The sequence below is a fragment of the Gemmatimonadales bacterium genome (assembly GCA_019637315.1).
In the GTDB taxonomy this organism is placed as follows: domain Bacteria; phylum Gemmatimonadota; class Gemmatimonadetes; order Gemmatimonadales; family GWC2-71-9; genus SHZU01.
On the sequence record JAHBVU010000004.1, the window covers coordinates 221,322 to 238,298 of the forward strand.

Genomic DNA, 16,977 nt, shown 5'->3' on the forward strand with positions numbered 1-16,977 from the left:
CACGCTCCCTCATTTCGCGGTAGCCGCTTGCTTCCCCGTTAGGCAGGTGATGCCAAGCTCCACCGTCGATTCACAGCACGTCACGATCACGCGCCCCTTCCCTTCGGCTTGCGACCCCGGGCCGGCTTCTCCTTCGCGGCCTTCTTCGCCATCGCCTTCGCGGCTCCTGTCCCCGTTTTCAGCCGCTTAGCCTCTTCGACAACCTGATCGAAATCGCTCGTCGGATGTTCCGCTTCCAGCCGTCGCTGCTCGACCACATGCTTCTCGAACTCCGCGTAGGCGTGCTGCTCGGCAAGCTGGTGCGAGATGCGTCCGGCATGAGTCAGGACGTCGCGCTCATTGAACTGGAGGAACGCATCCAGCCGCACCACCCATTCAGCCATGTGCATCGGGCGCCTGCGCCTCGCCTGGTCCTCGGCAAAGTCGAGGTACATCGTCACCACGCGGTTGAGCTCGCGAATCCCTTCTTCGCTGAGATAGTTCTTCGCCACCGTGACGTCGGCACGGCGAATCGGTCCGCCAGGCGCGTTCTTCCACGTCGTCAGCCCCATATTCGGGCGGGACGCGTCGGCGCGATCCGCGATTACCTCCGCCGCGGTACGTCCGTGAATCGCCCAGTGCAGCTTGTTCTGGACAGTCGCAAAGAAAGTCTGACTGATCGGCTGCGCAGGATCATAGTCCACGCTGGTGGCGTAGATGTCGGTGATCTTCTGGTAGAATCTCCGCTCCGACGCGCGGATGTCCCGAATCCGCTCGAGCAGCTCGTCGAAATAGTCCGCGCCGAGCGTGCGCCCTTCCTTCAGACGCTCGTCGTCGAGCGTAAATCCCTTGATCAGCAGCTCGCCCAGCCGAGCCGTGGCCCACTGGCGGAACACCGTACCCCGGTGCGACCGCACCCGGTAACCAACCGCCAGAATGGCATCGAGGCTGTAATGCTCGATGGCGCGGGATACGTCCCGCTTTCCCTCCCGTTGAACTATTCGGAAACTCCGAATAGTTGCCTCAGAAGTCAGCTCACCGTCCCCGTAAATGCCTGCCAGATGCTCGTTTACGGTCGGAACGGAGACCTGATACAGCTCGGCGATCAGGCGCTGGGAAAGCCAGACCGTGCGCCCCTCGATCCGCACCTGCAGACGGGTCGCCCCATCCTCATAGATGACGAGCTGCCCCGGCGGGGGAGCCTCGGACTCACCCGCCATACCCAAGCTCCTTCAGGTTGGCGGCAATGGCCGCATCGAGCTTCGCGGCCTCCGCCTGCTGCTCGCGGAGCAACGCGGTGAGCCGCTTCATCTTCTCGTCGAACGGCTCGCCGTCGTCCTCCTGCGCCTCGGCGCCGACGTAGCGGCCGGGCGTGAGCACATGGCCATGCTTCCGCACCTCCTCCAGCGAGGCGCTCTTGCAGAAGCCCGCAATGTCGGCGTACTCGCCCGCCTCCTGCTCGCCACGCCAGGCATGGTAGGTGTCGGCGATTCTGGCAACGTCCTCGTCGGTCAGCTCGCGATGGGTCCGATCCACCATCCGGCCAAGCTTGCGAGCATCGATGAAGAGGACCTGCCCGCGACGATCGCGGAATTTGCCATTCTTCCGGTCGCGCGCCAGAAACCACAGGCAGGCCGGAATCTGCGTCGAGTAGAAGAGCTGCCCAGGCAGCGCCACCATGCAGTCCACCAAGTCGGCCTCGATCAGATTCTTGCGAATCTCACCCTCGCCCGACTGGTTCGACGACATCGAACCGTTCGCGAGCACGAAGCCAGCAACACCCGTCGGCGCCAGGTGATGCACGATGTGCTGCACCCAGGCGTAGTTGGCATTGCCCTTGGGCGGCGTGCCGTACTGCCAGCGCTTGTCGCCCGCCAGCCGCTCGCCACCCCAGTCGGAGACGTTGAACGGCGGGTTCGCCAAGATATAGTCGGCTTTGAGATCAGGGTGGCGGTCGTTGTGGAACGTGTCGCCATGCCCGATCTGGCCGTCGATGCCCCGGATGGCCAGGTTCATCTTGGCCAACCGCCAGGTGGTGTAGTTGAACTCCTGGCCGTAGATCGAGATGTCCGCCTTGGCCTTGCCCCCGTTGCCGTTGCCCTTGCTGTGCGCCCGGATGAACTCGACCGATTGCACGAACATCCCCGACGAGCCGCAGCAAGGATCGTAGACACGGCCGCGATACGGCTCGATCATCTCCACCAGCAGCTTGACGACGCAACGCGGCGTGTAGAACTCGCCGCCCTTCTTACCCTCCGCGCTCGCAAACTGTGAGAGGAAGTACTCGTAGACGCGGCCGAGCACGTCTTTGGCCCGACTCGCCTCGTCACCAATCTTGATGTTGCTGATCATGTCGATCAGCTGACCCAGCCGAGTCTTGTCGAGCCCCGGCCGAGCATAATCCTTCGGCAGCACGCCCTTGAGCGCAACGTTGTCGCGCTCGATGCCGGCCATGGCATCGTCGACAAGCTGGCCGATGGTGCTCTGACGAGCCTGCGCCTTCAGGTGCTGCCAGCGAGCCTCCGGCGGCACCCAGAAGATGTTCTGAGCGCGATACTCATCCGGGTCCTCGGGATCGGCACCCTGGCCCCGCTCCGCCACGAGCTTGGCATGGTGCTCTTCGAACGCATCCGAGATGTATTTGAGAAAGATGAGGCCCAGCACAACGTGCTTGTATTCCGCCGCATCCATCGAACCGCGCAGGGTATCGGCCATTTGCCACAGATCGGCCTCATAGCCAACTGTGGCACCGGTCGAGTCCGCCTTCCGCGACTTGGGCGTACGCTTCGCCAAGGACAACCTCTCTAACCAGTTAGTACAACGTACCGGACGTCAGGGGCCCGTCGCGAGCCTGGGTAAATAACACGTTAAGCCGCCGCGCGCCGCGCTGACTGCACCAAACGGTTGATAGACTTTCCCATACTGGTTCCGGCCAAACGTCACCAACACGGTCACGACGTCACGTTCGTCGCCCCGACTGTTGTTCGAGGTTCTTGATAATGAGGGAATCGAGCGTGTCGGCAGAGATTCGGTGAAGGCCTTCTGCCCCCGCGATGAAGACTTCGATTTCGAGCCAAGCCGAAGGCTGAAGAACTTGACACGGAGAGCTGCTCCTGGTGATCGCCCGGTGCAGAGAACCTGAAGAGTCGGGGCCCTACCCTAGTTCAATCGTCGGTCAGCCTCGTCACCTTAGCAGAGCCACCATCTGCCGCCTGCCGCCCTACGCCATCGTGGGGGTCATCCGATTATAGACCAGCGCACCGTCGTGGACAACGTTCGCCGACCTGTTGCCCTCACCCCCACAGGATACGTAGGCTTCGCCCCCGTTCCGTTACCATGCCGATCCAACTGTCCTTCGCTGTCCACCAAGCGTCCTCGAACGATGACACTTCCTCCGCATCCCTCCCCACCGTATCACGCTCATGGACCCGTGCCCACGTCCGAAACCATCGACCACCCACCTCCCCCAATCTATCCCATGGGTCCGACAGCGCCCCTCCCAGCCCCGTGTCCAGCTGTGCACATCGTCCAGGACCCACCCCGACCAGCCCAGCTTCCCACCCCACCAACCACCCTCACGCCAGACCCCCAACCCCTTCCCGCAGCACGAGTTACGATCCCAAACCGAACCGCGCGACCCGCCCGCTCCGCAGCCCCATTCCCCGGTCCTTCAGCCCCGCCGTTACACCGACCATCGCGGTCCGCCACCGCGTCAGCCCCACCCGCGCACCAACCATCACCCCCGACCCGCCCACGACACTTTCCCCGACCGCGCCCATCCGCCCTCATGCCCAGACAACTAGGCCTCGCATCCAGTTCACCAGCATCGAGGCGGTTCTGCCCACCTGGCACGCCCCTCGCATCCACCCCCTCGACCGCCCCGGCAGCCGCGGAGCCCGGCGGTACCTTGCCCCCGCACGAAGGGCACACCCGCCGCGGTCGGGTGCCAGCCAAGCAGATGGGAAAGGAGTAGTCGTATGCGAAACGAGTTACGGATCAAGGTCGACATGGCAGTGCGGGTGCGCGACTTCCTCCGCGCCAACCCCTTCGAGTCGGCCAACGGCATTGCCGTCACCGCCCAGTTCGAAGAGCGCGTCGCCCGCGCCCTCGACCTGGTGGCCGAGGTCGATCGCGGCGAAACCCTCCGGGCGGCGTCCGTCCAGCACAAGCACGCCGTCCGCACCCGGCTCCGCCGCGAGGCACTGCGCCACATCCAGCGGATCGGCACCGCCGCGGCCAAGGAGCTGCCGGAACTGCGCGGCCAGGTCCGCATGCCGCGCCAGCCCAGCGACCGGGAGTTCCGCGCCGCGGCCGGCAACATCGCGGCCGTCGTCACCCGGCACCGCGATCTGCTCGATCGCTACGGTCTAATCGAGCGGATCCCGGCGGAACTCGAGCAAGGGCTGGCCGAGTTCGATCGCATCACCACCGAGATCACCTCGGCGCGGATGACCCACACCGGTGCCCGGCTCGAACTCGCCGGCCTGGGCTCGGAGCTGATTGCCATGGTCCGCCAGCTCGACGGCATGATGCTCTACCGGTTCCGTGAGGCACCCTCGCTCAAAGGAGCCTGGGCCAGCGCCCGGAACGTGGCCTGGCCGCTCAACCGACCCAAGCCGGAAGCGCCAGCCGCATGACCGGCATACTCAGCTGGCTCCGTAAGCCACGAAGGGCGAACGCCACCTCTGCGTTCGCCCTTCGTCGTTTCCGGACGGACCGGCAGTAGCCCCTCGGCGAACAACGCCATACCCCCTTTTTCGGGATCCGGCCCTCCACCCTTGCGGCCACCGCGTCCGAGCGCCATATCAAGGGCAGACGCATGCGAGCCCTCGCCGCGTTACTCATCCTGCTTGCGACCCCGGTCGCATGGATCGCCGCCCAGAGCGTCGCGCCCGGGCAACGAGTGCGCCTCATCTACACCCACCCCACCAAAGCCGACACCCTCCGCACCAGCGGAACCCTGATTTCCTGGGACACCACGGTTGTCCTGACCAGGGACATCAAGCCTGGGGCCGCCGCCGACACGGTGCGAGTGCCCGCGGCCGCGATCGCGCTCGTGGACGTCAGCATGGGCCGGAAGTCGCGGGCGGGCCGAGGTGCGTTGTACGGCGCCCTGGCCGGAGGCGCCGCAGGAGCAATGCTGGGCGCGACCGCACACGAGGACTGTGCTGCCGGCGGCTGCTACTACACGATGCCAGTAGGACAAGCGATGGCGGGAGGCGCACTGGTGCTCGGTGCTGTGGGCGCGCTGGTAGGGTTGATCATCGGGTCGCTAGGCGAAGGTGACCAATGGGCAATCGTACCGCTGCCTGAGTCGACTTTCCGCGTGGGGCCGACACCTCAGAGCAGCGTGGGGTTGACGTTTGCCCTGAGGTGGTAGCTGACCTGCACCATCGACCTGCAGGCCTGGGCCAGCCGCCTGACCGGCGCACTCAGCTGGCCTCCCGTGAATCTGCCGCCTCTCATACTTAAGCACCTCACCCCTCTCCAAGTCGCCTTCGTTGGCTACCAATTGTTCCCTTGCACAACCATAATACGGCATATACTATTGATAATATTGTCAGTAACGATATATTATATATCGCGATGAGCTGACTACAAGCCACAAGGTCCCACATGCTCCCTTCGGACATCGAGCGGGCGCTCCAGCTGGTGGGAGAGCTGCTCGCGGCGCGCCAGGTCAATTTCCGAATTGCCGTCATCGGCGGGTCAGCCCTGAACCTGCTCGGGCTCGTTTCGCGTGCCACCACCGACGTGGACATCTTAGCCTTCGGCAAGCCGCCTGACACTCGCGGAGCGATCGAGCTGGGCCCGCCCGAGGAGCCCCTCCCAGCGGCCCTCTCGAATGCCGCTGCCATCGTCGCAAAAGACTTAGGATTGGACCCTCACTGGCTCAACACCGGTCCTGCTTCTCAGTGGCAGACAGGTCTGCCACCAGGCCTCGAGGGTCGTGTTCACTGGCGACTGTATGGCGGCGCACTCTGGGTCGGCATCGTCGATCGCTACGATCTGATCTTCTTCAAGCTGTACGCAGCCGCCGACGATCGCGGCCCTTCGAGCGTGCATTTCCAGGACCTGATTGCCCTCCGTCCAACCGACGGCGAACTCGCAGCGGCCGCAAGCTGGGTCAGGAGTCAGGATCCTGGCGTCGACTTCGGCAGAACCGTTTCCAACGTGGTTTCTCATGCCCAACAGTATCGCGATCGACTTCGCCGCTAGCCTGCGCCAGGCAACCCTGGAGGTTATTTGGCGCCAGTGGGGAACGCTCGGTGCAACCGTGTCCAGCGGTGCCCCGACTCGGACAACCATCGATCCCGAGGCCCTGATCCTGACCTCGCTCTGGATGATGGATCACGAGCGACGCTTGGCAGACGTTATCTGGTCCTGGGTCGATCGCAACTCCGCTGTCATCAGTATTCAGCGCCTCGGCAACCTCCGCGTCGGCCTGCCGCCAATCGTGTCGACGCGCCTCGAGTCACTCGCCCAGGAGCGGGTCCGAAACGCCAGGGACGCTCGATGGCGTTCGCTCAGTTCGACCGACGCTGCTCCCCTGAGCAAGCGAGCCGATAAGATCCGCGCTGTCGAGCCTCGGCTGACCTCGTGGGCCACCCTGATGGTACAGCTCCGAATGGGCATGGGTGTTGGCGTCAAGGCTGACGTGCTGAGCTTCATTCTCGGCCTCAACATGCACCTGCCTGAGTGGGCCAGTGTGACGATGATTGCAGACGCCATCGGCTATACCACCGCTGCCGTTCGCCGTGCCGCGGACGATCTGGCCCGAGCGCGCTTCATCCGCAACCTCGATACGGCCGAGTCCGATGGGGGCACCCGGATGTTCAGCGGGAACCCGTCGGCTTGGGCCGGTATCCTTGGCGTAAGCCCCACCATTCCGGCCTGGGGATACTGGCGGGAGCGGTATCGTTTCGTCATCGACGTGGCGACCTGGCACGATCACGAGCTCGAACACGCCACCACACCGTATGCTCGGGACGTCGCCGCACGCGAGATCCTCAAGCGTCACCGAACGGCGCTGCGCAGGGATCGGATCATCGACCCGTTCGAGTCGAGCAGCGACGGCTCGACGCTCGCCGATCTCGCCGCAGCCTCGGAGGCGCTGGCGAGGTTCTGGGTCAGTCACGCCTAGAACGAGACCGGATGTCCTTCACCGGTGTTGGTACGGGATCGAGCAATCTTTCGGCGGGGAGTACGCCAAGCTGGTCGAGAACGCGCAGATTCGGTATACCGATCAGTTTGAGAACCGCACCCGAGGAATCTCTCAGTCTGCCGATGATCGTTACTTGAGGATCTCACCGCCGTGCAGGCGGCGGAGAAAGGTGTCGACCGGCAGGACACGAGTCCCGTCGACCTCGAGTTCACTGTCGCCGCGATAGACGACGTAGCTTCGAACATCTGCCGCCATCCCCGCTTTCAGCGCGCGGATCCCGGCACAGTACTCCCGGCGGTACCGGCGAGCGGATTTCACCTCGATCGCCACGATCTTCTTACCATGCCACCACACGAAATCGACTTCCCCGCCGCTCGGCGTTGCCCAGTAGCCGAGAAAGCCCTTGATCCCGGCATAGTGCATGTACGCCCGTATCTCGTGAAGGATCAGATGCTCCAGCAGCACGCCGTCCCAGTCGGCGGACATCGGCTGGTCGAACCCTCCGGCAGCCGCATGCAGCACGCCCGGATCGAACCAGTAGAACTTAGATTGCGCGACCTCCTTGACCTTGGCCCGCGGGCGGTAAGCGGGAAGCCAATCACCGATCAGCGTGTCGACCAGGATTTCGAAATATCCACGCGCCGTTTCGCGCGAGACGCCGGCGTCTCTGGCCAGGCCCGACACGTTCGTGGTCTGCCCGGCCGCCAGCGCCGCCACTTCCAGGAACCGGCTGAAGCTCCCGAGATCCCGCGCGAGCCCCTCAGCCCGAATCTCCTCGGCAAGGTAGGTCGTCACGTACGCCCGGAGGTAATCCTCGCGGGTGTCGTCGTCTTCCGCGACCACGCTGAGTGGCATGGAACCGTACCGCAACCGTTGCTCCACCGGCATCGAGAAGCCCGTCTCGGCCGCCGTTAGCGGGTAAAGCTTGCGCAGAACCGCGCGGCCGGCGAGCAGGTTCGCCGCTCCACGCCTGAGCTTTCGGGCCGACGAACCGGTGAGCACGAACTTCCGGTAGCCCTTTTCCTCCATGAGGTAGTGCACCTCGTCGAGCAGCCGGGGCACGCGCTGCACTTCATCGATCACGACCCAGTCGGTTTTCGGCCGTGCCAATACTGCCGCGCGGAAGAGCGCCGGATCGTGCGCATACCGCACCGTATTCTCCGTCATGAGCAGGTTGACGACGAAGGCGTCGTCGAACCGGGAGCGGATCCAGGTGCTCTTGCCGGTGCCCCGCGGCCCGAACAGAAAGAAGGATCCACGGGGCGGAACCAGAGATCGTGTAAACATCGACACCAAATTTACCGTAAATTTGGTGTCGTCGTCAACAGGCCTCCCGAATGACGGTTCCCCGCCTCGGTGAGGCTCACCGGATCGCGTCTGTCTGACCGACTGCCCGATATACCGCCACCAGGGCCGTCACCGCCTCCGTCCGCCCCTGCGCCAGCTGATCCTGCGCCGCCAGCATCGACCGCTCCGCATCGAGCACCTGCAGAAAGTCCGCCACTCCGCCTTCGAACCGAAGCCGTGCCAGCTCCGCTGCCCGACCGCTCGCGTCCGCAGCCTCCTCGAGCCGAGCCAGCCGCTCCCTCGCCTTGGTGTAGGCCACCAGCCCGCTCTCGACTTCTTCCCGCGCCAGCAGCACCGTCTGCCGATACCGCGCCTCGGCCAGCGCCTCGAGCGCGCGCGCCGCATCGACGCCAGCCTTGACCCGCCCGAGGTTGAGCGCCGGCCAGGTGAGCACCGGCCCCACCGCATAGCGGCCGCTGCCCGACTTCGTCAGCCCATCGAACTCGGTCGACGTGTACCCCGCCGTGCCGCCCAGATTGAGCCTCGGCAGGTACTCGGCCTTGGCCGCCCCGACGAAGGCCGTCTCCGCCGCCAGCCGCCGCTCCGCCGCCCGCACGTCGGGGCGGGCCCGGACCAGCGCGTCCGGCTCAGCCAGCGAGAGCGCCGCAGGAAGGCTGGGCAGCGGCGCCCCGCCCCCGGTCAGCTCCGCACCGAGCGTCTGCGGCTCCCGACCGATCAGTACCCCGATCCGATGCCGCGCCGCCGCGACCCGCGACTCCAGGGTCGGAATCATTGCCAGGGTGCTGCTGAGCTGAGCCCGGGCCCGCTCGGTGTCGAACTCGGTGCCCCGACCCGCCTCGAGCCGATCCCGAGTGAGCTGCAGCGTGCGGCGCTGATTCTCCGCGTTCTGCTCCGCCACCCGAAGCTGGTCCTCCGCGCCCCGAAGCTCGTAGTACGCCCCGGCCACCGCAGCGGCCAGCACCCGGTGCACGTCCCGCAAGTCCTCACCCGCCGAGGCCGAGAGCTCGCCGTAGCCGCGGAGCGACCGGCGGAGTCGGCCGAACACGTCGATTTCCCACGACGCGCGCACCTCGGCGTCCCAAAGCCCGCGGTCGGGCACGGCCAGGCCGAACGCCGCCTCCGCAATCCGCTGCCGGGTGTAGCCCCCGGCCACCGATACCTCCGGCACGAGGTCCAGCACCGCCTGCGACCGCGCCGCGCGCGCCTGCCGCACCCGCGCCTCGGCCTGCTGTGCAGTCGGACTCGCCCGCAGGGCCTCTTCGGTCAGTCGAGCCAGGGTCGTGTCGCCCAGCGTCTGCCAGAAGCCGAACGCGTCGGTCACCGTGTCGGCGCGAGCCGGTGCTGCTACCATCCGCCCGAGCGGCGCGGGCGACCACGACGCGACGGCCCGAGTCCCCGTCGCCGCGGCTCCTGCGCTCGGCGCCGCCACGAGCACGGCGCCGGCGGTCGCTGCCATCCATATCCTACGCATGAGCTATCCCTTCAGCCGGCGCGAGCACGGCCGGCACCGTCTCGTCGACGACGGCGCGGCGCTCGGCCGCTATCAGCGAGTAGAAGACGGGTACCACGAACAGTGTGAACAGCGTGCCCACCGCCATGCCCGCCACCAGTACGATCCCGATGCTGTTGCGCGCCTCGGAGCCCGGGCCCGTCACCAGCACGAGCGGGAAGTGGCCGAACACGGTCGCTGCGGTGGTCATCAGCACCGGCCGGAACCGGGTCAGCGTCGCTTCGCGCAGCGCCGCCATCTTCGCGAGCCCCTGGTCCCGCAGCCGGTTGGCAAACTCCACGATCAGGATCCCGTTCTTCGCGATCAGGCCAACCAGCGTGATCAACCCGACCTGCGAGTAGATGTTCATCGTGGTGAGATCGAGGAAGCTGAAGATCAGCGCCCCGGAAATCGCCAGCGGCACCGAGCCGAGCAGCACGATCAGCGGATCGCGGAAGCTCTGGAACTGCGCGGCAAGCACGAGGTAGATCAGGATGACCGCAAAGCCGAGCGTCACCGTGAGGGCGCTGCCCTCGAGCCGGATCTGACGCGACTCACCGGCATAGTCGACGCCCATGCCAGGAGGCGCGACGGCCGCGGCCGCCTGCTCCAGCACCCGAAGCCCCTCGTCCTTGGTCACCCCAGGCTGCACCCCGCCGAAGACCCGCACCGCGTTCCGCTGCTGAAACCGGTTGAGGGTCCGCGGTGCCGGATGAGTCTCGATCTTGGTAAAGCTCGACACCGGCACCAGCGCACCGCTCGGCGTGCGGATCTTGAGGTCGAGCAGCGGACCAACCGTGGCGCGATCTTCTTCACCGAGCTGCGGGATGACCTTGTAGCTCCGGTCATACCAGTTGAACCGATTGACGTAACCGCCACCCAGCATGGTGCCCAGCTCACGGCCGATCGTGGCGAGATCGAGGCCGAGATCGGCCACCAGGTCGCGATCGATGGTGACGGTCGCCTCCGGCAGGTCGATCTTGAGGTCGGTGTCGACGTAGAGGAACTTGCCGCTGGCCCAGCCGGCCCCGACCACGGCGTTCACCGTCTCGAGGAACTGCTCGGGCGGCAAGTCGCTCTGCAGCACCAGCTCGACGTCGAACTGACCCGGCGTCGGCAACGGCGGGTCGAGCCGCGGAAAGACCCGAAGCCCGGGCACTTGCGACACCGCCCAGTAGACCTCGCCATACATCTGCTCGGTCGAGCGGTCCCGGGTGCGCCAGTCCTTGGCCACGAAGCCGCCAAAGCCGCCCCAGTTGGCGGTGAGCGACCACATGAACCGGTTCTCGGGAAACGCATTGACGGCGCGGACCACGTCGAGCGAGGCCTGGTTGGTGGCCGCGAGCGTCGCGTCCGGCGCCGATTCATAGAAGAGGCTGATGTGACTCTGATCTTCGACCGGCGCCAGCTCGCTCCGCGAGAACTGGTAGAGCGGCCAGGCTGCCACCGTCACCAGCAGCGAACCCGCCACGATTGCCCACCGCATGCCGAGCGCGCCATCGAGCAGCCGCGCATAGCCGGCCCGGATCCGCTCGAAGCCGCGGCTCACCAGCACCGTCAGCCGGCCTTCCTTGCCCTGGGGATGCACCAGCCGCGCACTCATGATCGGCGAGAGCGTCACGGCAACCACGCCCGACAGCACCACCGCCGCCGCGAGGGTGATGGCAAACTCGAGGAAGAGCGATCCGGTCAGACCACCCTGGAACGCGATCGGCGTATAGACTGCGGCCAATGTGACCGTCATGGCGATGATCGGACCGATCAGCTCGCGCGCACCGAGCAGCGCCGCCTCCAGCCGCGAGCGGCCGGCGCGAACATGGCGCTCCACATTCTCCACCACCACGATGGCATCATCGACCACGAGGCCAACCGAAAGCACGATCGCGAGGATGGTGAGCAGGTTGAGGCTGAAGCCGAAGGCCGCCATCACGATCCCGGCCCCGATCAGCGAGACCGGCATGGCGATCAGCGGCACGATCGTGGTGCGGATCGAGCCCAGGAACAGGAACACCACCAGCGCCACGATCAGCATGGTCTCGATCAGCGTCTTGCTGATCTCACCCAGCGCGTCGCGCATGAACATGGTGCCGTCCCAGACGAGTTGCATCTCGATATCTGAGGGCAGCGTCGGCGCGAGCCGCGCCATCTCGGCCGTCAGCCGGTCGCCCACGGCGATTTCGTTGGCGCCCGGCAGCGGCCAGACGCCCAGGTAGACCGCCTCCTGCGCATTGTACTTGGCGACCAGGGTCGCCTCCTCTGCGCCGAGCTCCACCCGCGCCACATCGCTCAGCCGCACCACGGCTCCCTGCCGCTCGGCAACGATGAGATCGGCAAACTCCTCGGCTGTGCGCAGGTCGGTGTTGGCCAGCAAGCTGACCTGCACCAGGTTGCCCTTGGTCTGGCCCACCGCGGCGAGATAGTTGTTGCGCTGCAGCGCGGCATAGACATCGCCCGGCGCCAGGTTCTTCGCGGCAAGCCGGTCCGGATCGATCCAGATCCGCATCGCGATGGGCCGGCCGCCCTCGCTGTTGCTGACCCGCTGAACCCCCTCGATGGTGGCCAGCTGCGGCTGCATCGTCCGACCGAGCCAGTCCGTCAGCTCGGCCACGCTCCGCTGAGCCGATGCGAAGCTGAGGTAGAACGAGGCGTACGGCCGATCGGTTCGCTGGATCTCGACCGCCGGTGGCTCCGCATCGGGAGGCAGCTCGGAGCGAACTTGCTGCAGCCGAGCCGTCACCTCCGCGAGCGCGGCCGTGCTGCTGTAGTTGAGCTTGAGCCGCACGGTGACCGTGCTGACGCCGGCGCGGCTGGTGGACTCGACGTAGTCCACCCCGCCGATCGACGAGACGGCGCGCTCGATTGGCGTGGTCAGGAAGCCACGCACCGTCTCGGCGCTGGCGCCGTAGTAAACCGTGCTGACCACGACCGAGGTGCTCTCGAGCTGGGGATACTGTTGCACCGGCAGCGACGCCAGCGCGCGCCACCCGACCAGCACCAGGGCCAGGTTGACGACGATCGCGAGCACCGGATGCTTGATGAAGAGATCCGTGATCGCGCGACGGGGTGAGGCTGACATCACTCGCTCCCGTCTGCCGGCAGTGCCGCCGGGCCCTGCAGCGCGACCAGGACGCCTTCGCGCAGCTTGAATGCCCCGGACGCCGCCACCTGATCACCGGCCGAGAGGCCTTCGAGGATCAGCACCTCGTCGCCCAGCACCTCGCCGGCTTTGACGCCCCGGGTCTGCGCCCGAGGCTTGCCGTCCGCCCCGGTCACGATCACGAAGACATGATCGCCGCTCGGTCCCTTGCGGAGCGCGCTCACGGGCACCGTCACGGCCTCGACCGCCGGGCCGACCGGGACCCGGACCCGCACCGACGCGCCCGGCGCGACCGCACCCGCGTCGCCATTGATTCGAGCTCGCACGAGGGTGCTCCGGGTGGACGCGTCGACCCGGGCGTCCACCGCTACGATGCGAGCGCGAACTGGCTCGCCGCCGTTGACGGCCACGAACACCGGGTCACCGGTTTGGAGCCGCGCGGCCACATCCTGAGGCACGGTGAAATCGACGTGGGACTCGTCTCCCACGCTCTGCAGCGTGGTCAGCTCGGTACCTTCGGAGAGGTACTGGCCAGGATGCACGTTGGACAGACCGATCCGCGCCCGGAACGGCGCCCGAATCGTTTTCCGCTCGATGATGGCACGGATCCGCGCGATTTCCGCCTCGGCCACATCGCGCTCCGCCCGGGCCCGGTCGACTTCCTCCGCCGAGACCGCCCGCGTGCCCAGCAACCGCTCGAGCCGGCCCAGGGTGGTCTGCGCCAGTGCCAGCTGCGCTTGCTGCGCCTCGAGTTGGGCCGTTTCGACCGTCACGTCGAGCGCCACCAGCACCGCGCCGGGCTCCACCACCTTCCCCGCCGTCAGCAGAACCCGGCGAACCGTACCGGGGGCTTCGTTTCGCAGCGTGACCGAGTGCAGCGCCAGCACCGTACCGATGGCGGTCGTGGTGGGCTGATACGACCGGGCCGTCGCTGGCGCGGCAGCGACCAGCTCCATCGGCTCCGGCTGACCGGCGGCCGCGGCCGAGGACGCATTGAGCGTGGCGACCTTCCAGGCCGCGAGCGCGCTGCCGCCCCCACCGATCGTCAACAGCAGGATCGCCCCGCCGACCCAGCCCGGCATTCTCGCAATTGCTTGGTTACTCATAACTCTTCCTGCTCTCTCTGGTGATACTGGCTGATGCCTGCCTCGGTATGCGTCGCGGCCGATTCGACCACGACACCTCGCGCTCGACAAGTCTATGGAATGGGTATTACAGTTTTATTACTATCGAACTGGTAAGCGACACGAAAGCGGTTAGCCCACAACATCTTAGCCTGCTTCTGGATTGGGTTTGGTCAGCTGGGTGATTGCAATGCGGCGGGAGTGGTTCGACGCAGCAGCTCGGCCCCGTAAGCGGCCAGCACGTCGCGTCGAACCCGGTAGTTCAGGTACTGGCCCTGTCGTTCCGCGTCGACCAGTCCGGCCCTGATGAGTTCTTTCAGGTGGTGCGAAATGGTCGCCTTGCTGACGGGGAAGTCCCGGCAGAGCTGCTGGCACGGATAGGTCTCGTCGCTCGCGATCGACTCGAGCAAGCCGAACCGGCGAGGATCCGCGAGCGCCTTGGCGATTCGCTCGAACTGACCTTTGGCAAGCAGCGACTCAGTCATAGTTTGATAGTTATCAAACCAATGAACTGCTGTCAAGAGCATCTGATCCGACGATGATGCTGGGGTGGCTCCAGCCTCGCGGTGCCGTTTCAGCCCAGCACCGCCCGCACGGTAGCCGCCACCGGTGTCGTCGGGCGACCGATCAACCGCGACAGCTGGCGGCCGTCATCGAAGATCCTGCCCTCCGCCGTGCCTGCTTCCCAGCGCGCCATCATCCCCGCAATCGGCTCCGGCACGCCGATGCTCGCCAACACCTTTGCCAGCTCGTCGACCGGCAGGTTCCGATAGGGTATCTCGCGGCCGAGCTGGCGGGAGATTTCAGCCGCCAGGTCCGCAAGCGTGAAGGCGGTGTCGCCGGCCAGCTCGTAGGTCTTGCCCTGATGCCCGGTGCCGGTCAGCACCGCCACTGCCGCATCGGCGTAGTCGGCCCGCGCCGCCGAGGAAATCTTGCCGTCGCCGGCACTACCGAGCAGGGCACCGGTCGCCCGAGCGCCGGCAATCGCGCCGGCATAGTTCTCGTGATACCAGCTGTTCCGGAGCACCGTGTACGGGATGCCCGATGCCGCCAGCATCTGCTCGGTTTCCCAATGCTCGATTGCCAGGTCGATCGGCCAGGAGTCGGCTCGGAGCAGGCTGGTGTAGATGATCCAGCCAAGCCCGGCCTGCTTGGCTGCCGCGATCACGTTCTTGTGCTGCGGCGTCCGCTGGCCGATCTCATTCGACGAGATCAGCAGCAACGTATCCACCCCGGCCAGCGCAGGGCCGAGCGTCTCGGGTTTGGCATAGTCGGCTACCCGCACACTGACGCCAAGGTCTGCACCCTTCTCGGCAGACCGGGTCAGCGCCACGATGTTCGCAGCTGGCACCTTTGCCTTCAGGCGCTCGATGACGAGGCGGCCGAGCTGGCCCGTGGCCGCTGATACCGCAATGAGCATGCGTGACCTCCCGGGTTCGAGCTGTGGATCCTTGGTTATACAAGCGCCAGCAGGTTTCCGAAAGTAGCTGGTTCACGAGCGTCACCAGGTCGTTCGATGCCGTTAAACTTCAGTCGTCTCTCTCCGGATAGCTGCCTGTGACCGGCCCAACCCCATTCACCCGCGTCAAGCGCCTCCCCGATCGCGGCCACTACGACCGCGACTCGCTCTACGCGGTGCTCGATGGCGGCTTCATCTGCCACGTCGGCTACCTGATCGAGGGCCGCCCGGTCGTCACCCCGACCTCCTACTGGCGTGAGGGCAATCACGTCTACTTCCACGGATCCTCTGCCAGCCGCATGCTGCGCACCCTGGGCAGCGGCGGGGTCGAGTGCTGCCTGACGGTGACCCACACCGACGGACTGGTGCTGGCCCGCTCTGCCTTCAACCACTCGATCAACTACCGCTCCGCCATGCTCTTCGGCAGGGCCCAGCGGGTCGACGACGATGCGGAGCTGGCAGCGGCGCTCGAGCGCTTCGTCGAGCATCTGCTGCCCGGTCGCTGGGCCACGCTCCGCCCGATGACGGCCCAGGAGCGGAAGGCCACCACCCTGCTCCGCCTCGAGATCGACGAGGCCTCGGCCAAGGTCCGGACCGGGCCGCCCAAGGACGACGAGGAGGACTACGCCCTCCCGATCTGGGCCGGCGTCATTCCGCTCACCGTGGCCGTTGGCGCCCCGGCCCCTGACCCCCGGCTCGGCCCCGGCATCGCGGTTCCGGATCACGTGGCCAGCTGGACCGGTCCAGCCCCCGCCCGCGATTAGATATCGGCCATCAGGGCGTCGCCGCTGTCGTGTGTCGCCCTGGAAATGCTGATCGGCGGTCCTGCGACAGTCGGGCGAGCCCCGGCGGGCCGCGTTTTGGCTTAAGTTTCGCTTGAATTACGAACGTAGGGAGTGTCCGATGCGGTACTTGAATAGCATGACGGTTCTTGGCCTGACCCTGGCGGCAGGCGCTTGCAGCGACCCGGTCGCCTCGATCGACCCCGGCGACACTGCGGCTTGCGTCAACGTGTCGACGGTCAATACAGGCGAGGGACTGACCCCGAGCTTCTCCTGGCTGCCCGAATGCGGCGCGGGCCTTCTGAGCATCCACCCGGCCGACGATACGGCATCGATCTGGCGGGTCACCAACCTCGACAACAAGATGCTGCCACCGATCAGGTACGGAACCCCACCTGAGAACGGCAGTCAGGACTCGGTGGCGGTGCCGCTCGAAACGGGCAAAGCTTACCGACTGCGTCTCGCAAAGTTCCAGGCCACCAACACCCCGGGCCAGGAACCGACGATCGTACTGCTCTGGCTCGACACCTTCGTTCGCTAAGCCCGGTATAAACAGCGAGGCCGGTCCGCTGCG

Annotated in this window: 14 protein-coding genes; 6 read left to right on the forward strand and 8 right to left on the reverse strand. The window is 66.2% G+C overall.

Annotation, left to right across the window (positions count from 1 at the left end):
- Positions 1–86 precede the first annotated feature (86 nt).
- On the reverse strand, positions 87–1,199 hold the full coding sequence (locus KF785_05825; GenBank protein ID MBX3146270.1) for a virulence RhuM family protein: 1,113 nt from the start codon (positions 1,197–1,199) through the stop codon (positions 87–89).
- Positions 1,189–2,694 (reverse strand): SAM-dependent DNA methyltransferase, encoded by a 1,506-nt coding sequence (locus KF785_05830; protein MBX3146271.1) that lies wholly within the window; start codon positions 2,692–2,694, stop codon positions 1,189–1,191. Before KF785_05830 ends, KF785_05825 begins: the two co-directional genes overlap by 11 nt.
- A 1,262-nt stretch (positions 2,695–3,956) precedes the next feature.
- Between KF785_05830 and KF785_05835 the strand changes: the two genes are divergently transcribed.
- The 4 genes from KF785_05835 to KF785_05850 all read left to right on the forward strand — a co-directional run bounded on the left by KF785_05835 (position 3,957) and on the right by KF785_05850 (position 7,123).
- Positions 3,957–4,616, forward strand: a complete 660-nt coding sequence (locus tag KF785_05835) for a hypothetical protein (protein MBX3146272.1) — start codon at positions 3,957–3,959, stop codon at positions 4,614–4,616.
- Positions 4,617–4,798: 182 nt separating this feature from the next.
- On the forward strand, positions 4,799–5,359 hold the full coding sequence (locus KF785_05840; GenBank protein MBX3146273.1) for a hypothetical protein: 561 nt from the start codon (positions 4,799–4,801) through the stop codon (positions 5,357–5,359).
- Between the two features lie 236 nt (positions 5,360–5,595).
- The gene (locus KF785_05845; GenBank protein ID MBX3146274.1) at positions 5,596–6,198 is read left to right on the forward strand and encodes a hypothetical protein; all 603 of its coding nucleotides are present in this window, start codon (positions 5,596–5,598) and stop codon (positions 6,196–6,198) included.
- Positions 6,164–7,123 (forward strand): hypothetical protein, encoded by a 960-nt coding sequence (locus tag KF785_05850; GenBank protein ID MBX3146275.1) that lies wholly within the window; start codon positions 6,164–6,166, stop codon positions 7,121–7,123. The genes KF785_05845 and KF785_05850 overlap by 35 nt, the downstream gene beginning before the upstream one ends.
- A gap of 150 nt (positions 7,124–7,273) precedes the next feature.
- On the opposite strand, the gene KF785_05855 is transcribed toward KF785_05850, so the two are convergent.
- The 6 genes from KF785_05855 to KF785_05880 form a co-directional block, all read right to left on the reverse strand.
- On the reverse strand, positions 7,274–8,431 hold the full coding sequence (locus KF785_05855) for an ATP-binding protein (GenBank protein MBX3146276.1): 1,158 nt from the start codon (positions 8,429–8,431) through the stop codon (positions 7,274–7,276).
- Between the two features lie 76 nt (positions 8,432–8,507).
- Positions 8,508–9,908 carry an efflux transporter outer membrane subunit gene (locus tag KF785_05860; GenBank protein MBX3146277.1) on the reverse strand — a complete coding sequence of 467 codons (1,401 nt, stop codon included), beginning with the start codon at positions 9,906–9,908 and terminating at the stop codon, positions 8,508–8,510.
- A 7-nt stretch (positions 9,909–9,915) separates the two neighbouring features.
- On the reverse strand, positions 9,916–13,017 hold the full coding sequence (locus KF785_05865) for an efflux RND transporter permease subunit (GenBank protein MBX3146278.1): 3,102 nt from the start codon (positions 13,015–13,017) through the stop codon (positions 9,916–9,918).
- Complete coding sequence (locus KF785_05870) at positions 13,017–14,144, reverse strand: efflux RND transporter periplasmic adaptor subunit (protein MBX3146279.1); 1,128 nt, start codon at positions 14,142–14,144, stop codon at positions 13,017–13,019. The genes KF785_05865 and KF785_05870 overlap by 1 nt, the downstream gene beginning before the upstream one ends.
- Positions 14,145–14,335: 191 nt before the next feature.
- Positions 14,336–14,647 (reverse strand): helix-turn-helix transcriptional regulator, encoded by a 312-nt coding sequence (locus KF785_05875; protein MBX3146280.1) that lies wholly within the window; start codon positions 14,645–14,647, stop codon positions 14,336–14,338.
- Positions 14,648–14,736: 89 nt separating this feature from the next.
- The gene (locus KF785_05880; GenBank protein ID MBX3146281.1) at positions 14,737–15,582 is read right to left on the reverse strand and encodes an SDR family oxidoreductase; all 846 of its coding nucleotides are present in this window, start codon (positions 15,580–15,582) and stop codon (positions 14,737–14,739) included.
- Positions 15,583–15,719: 137 nt separating this feature from the next.
- Here KF785_05880 and KF785_05885 point away from each other — a divergent pair, with 137 nt between their 5' ends.
- Both KF785_05885 and KF785_05890 read left to right on the forward strand, forming a co-directional pair.
- A complete protein-coding gene (locus tag KF785_05885) occupies positions 15,720–16,385 on the forward strand; it encodes a pyridoxamine 5'-phosphate oxidase family protein (GenBank protein MBX3146282.1) in 666 nt (221 codons plus the stop codon).
- Between the two features lie 139 nt (positions 16,386–16,524).
- A complete protein-coding gene (locus KF785_05890) occupies positions 16,525–16,944 on the forward strand; it encodes a hypothetical protein (protein ID MBX3146283.1) in 420 nt (139 codons plus the stop codon).
- Positions 16,945–16,977: the final 33 nt, after the last annotated feature.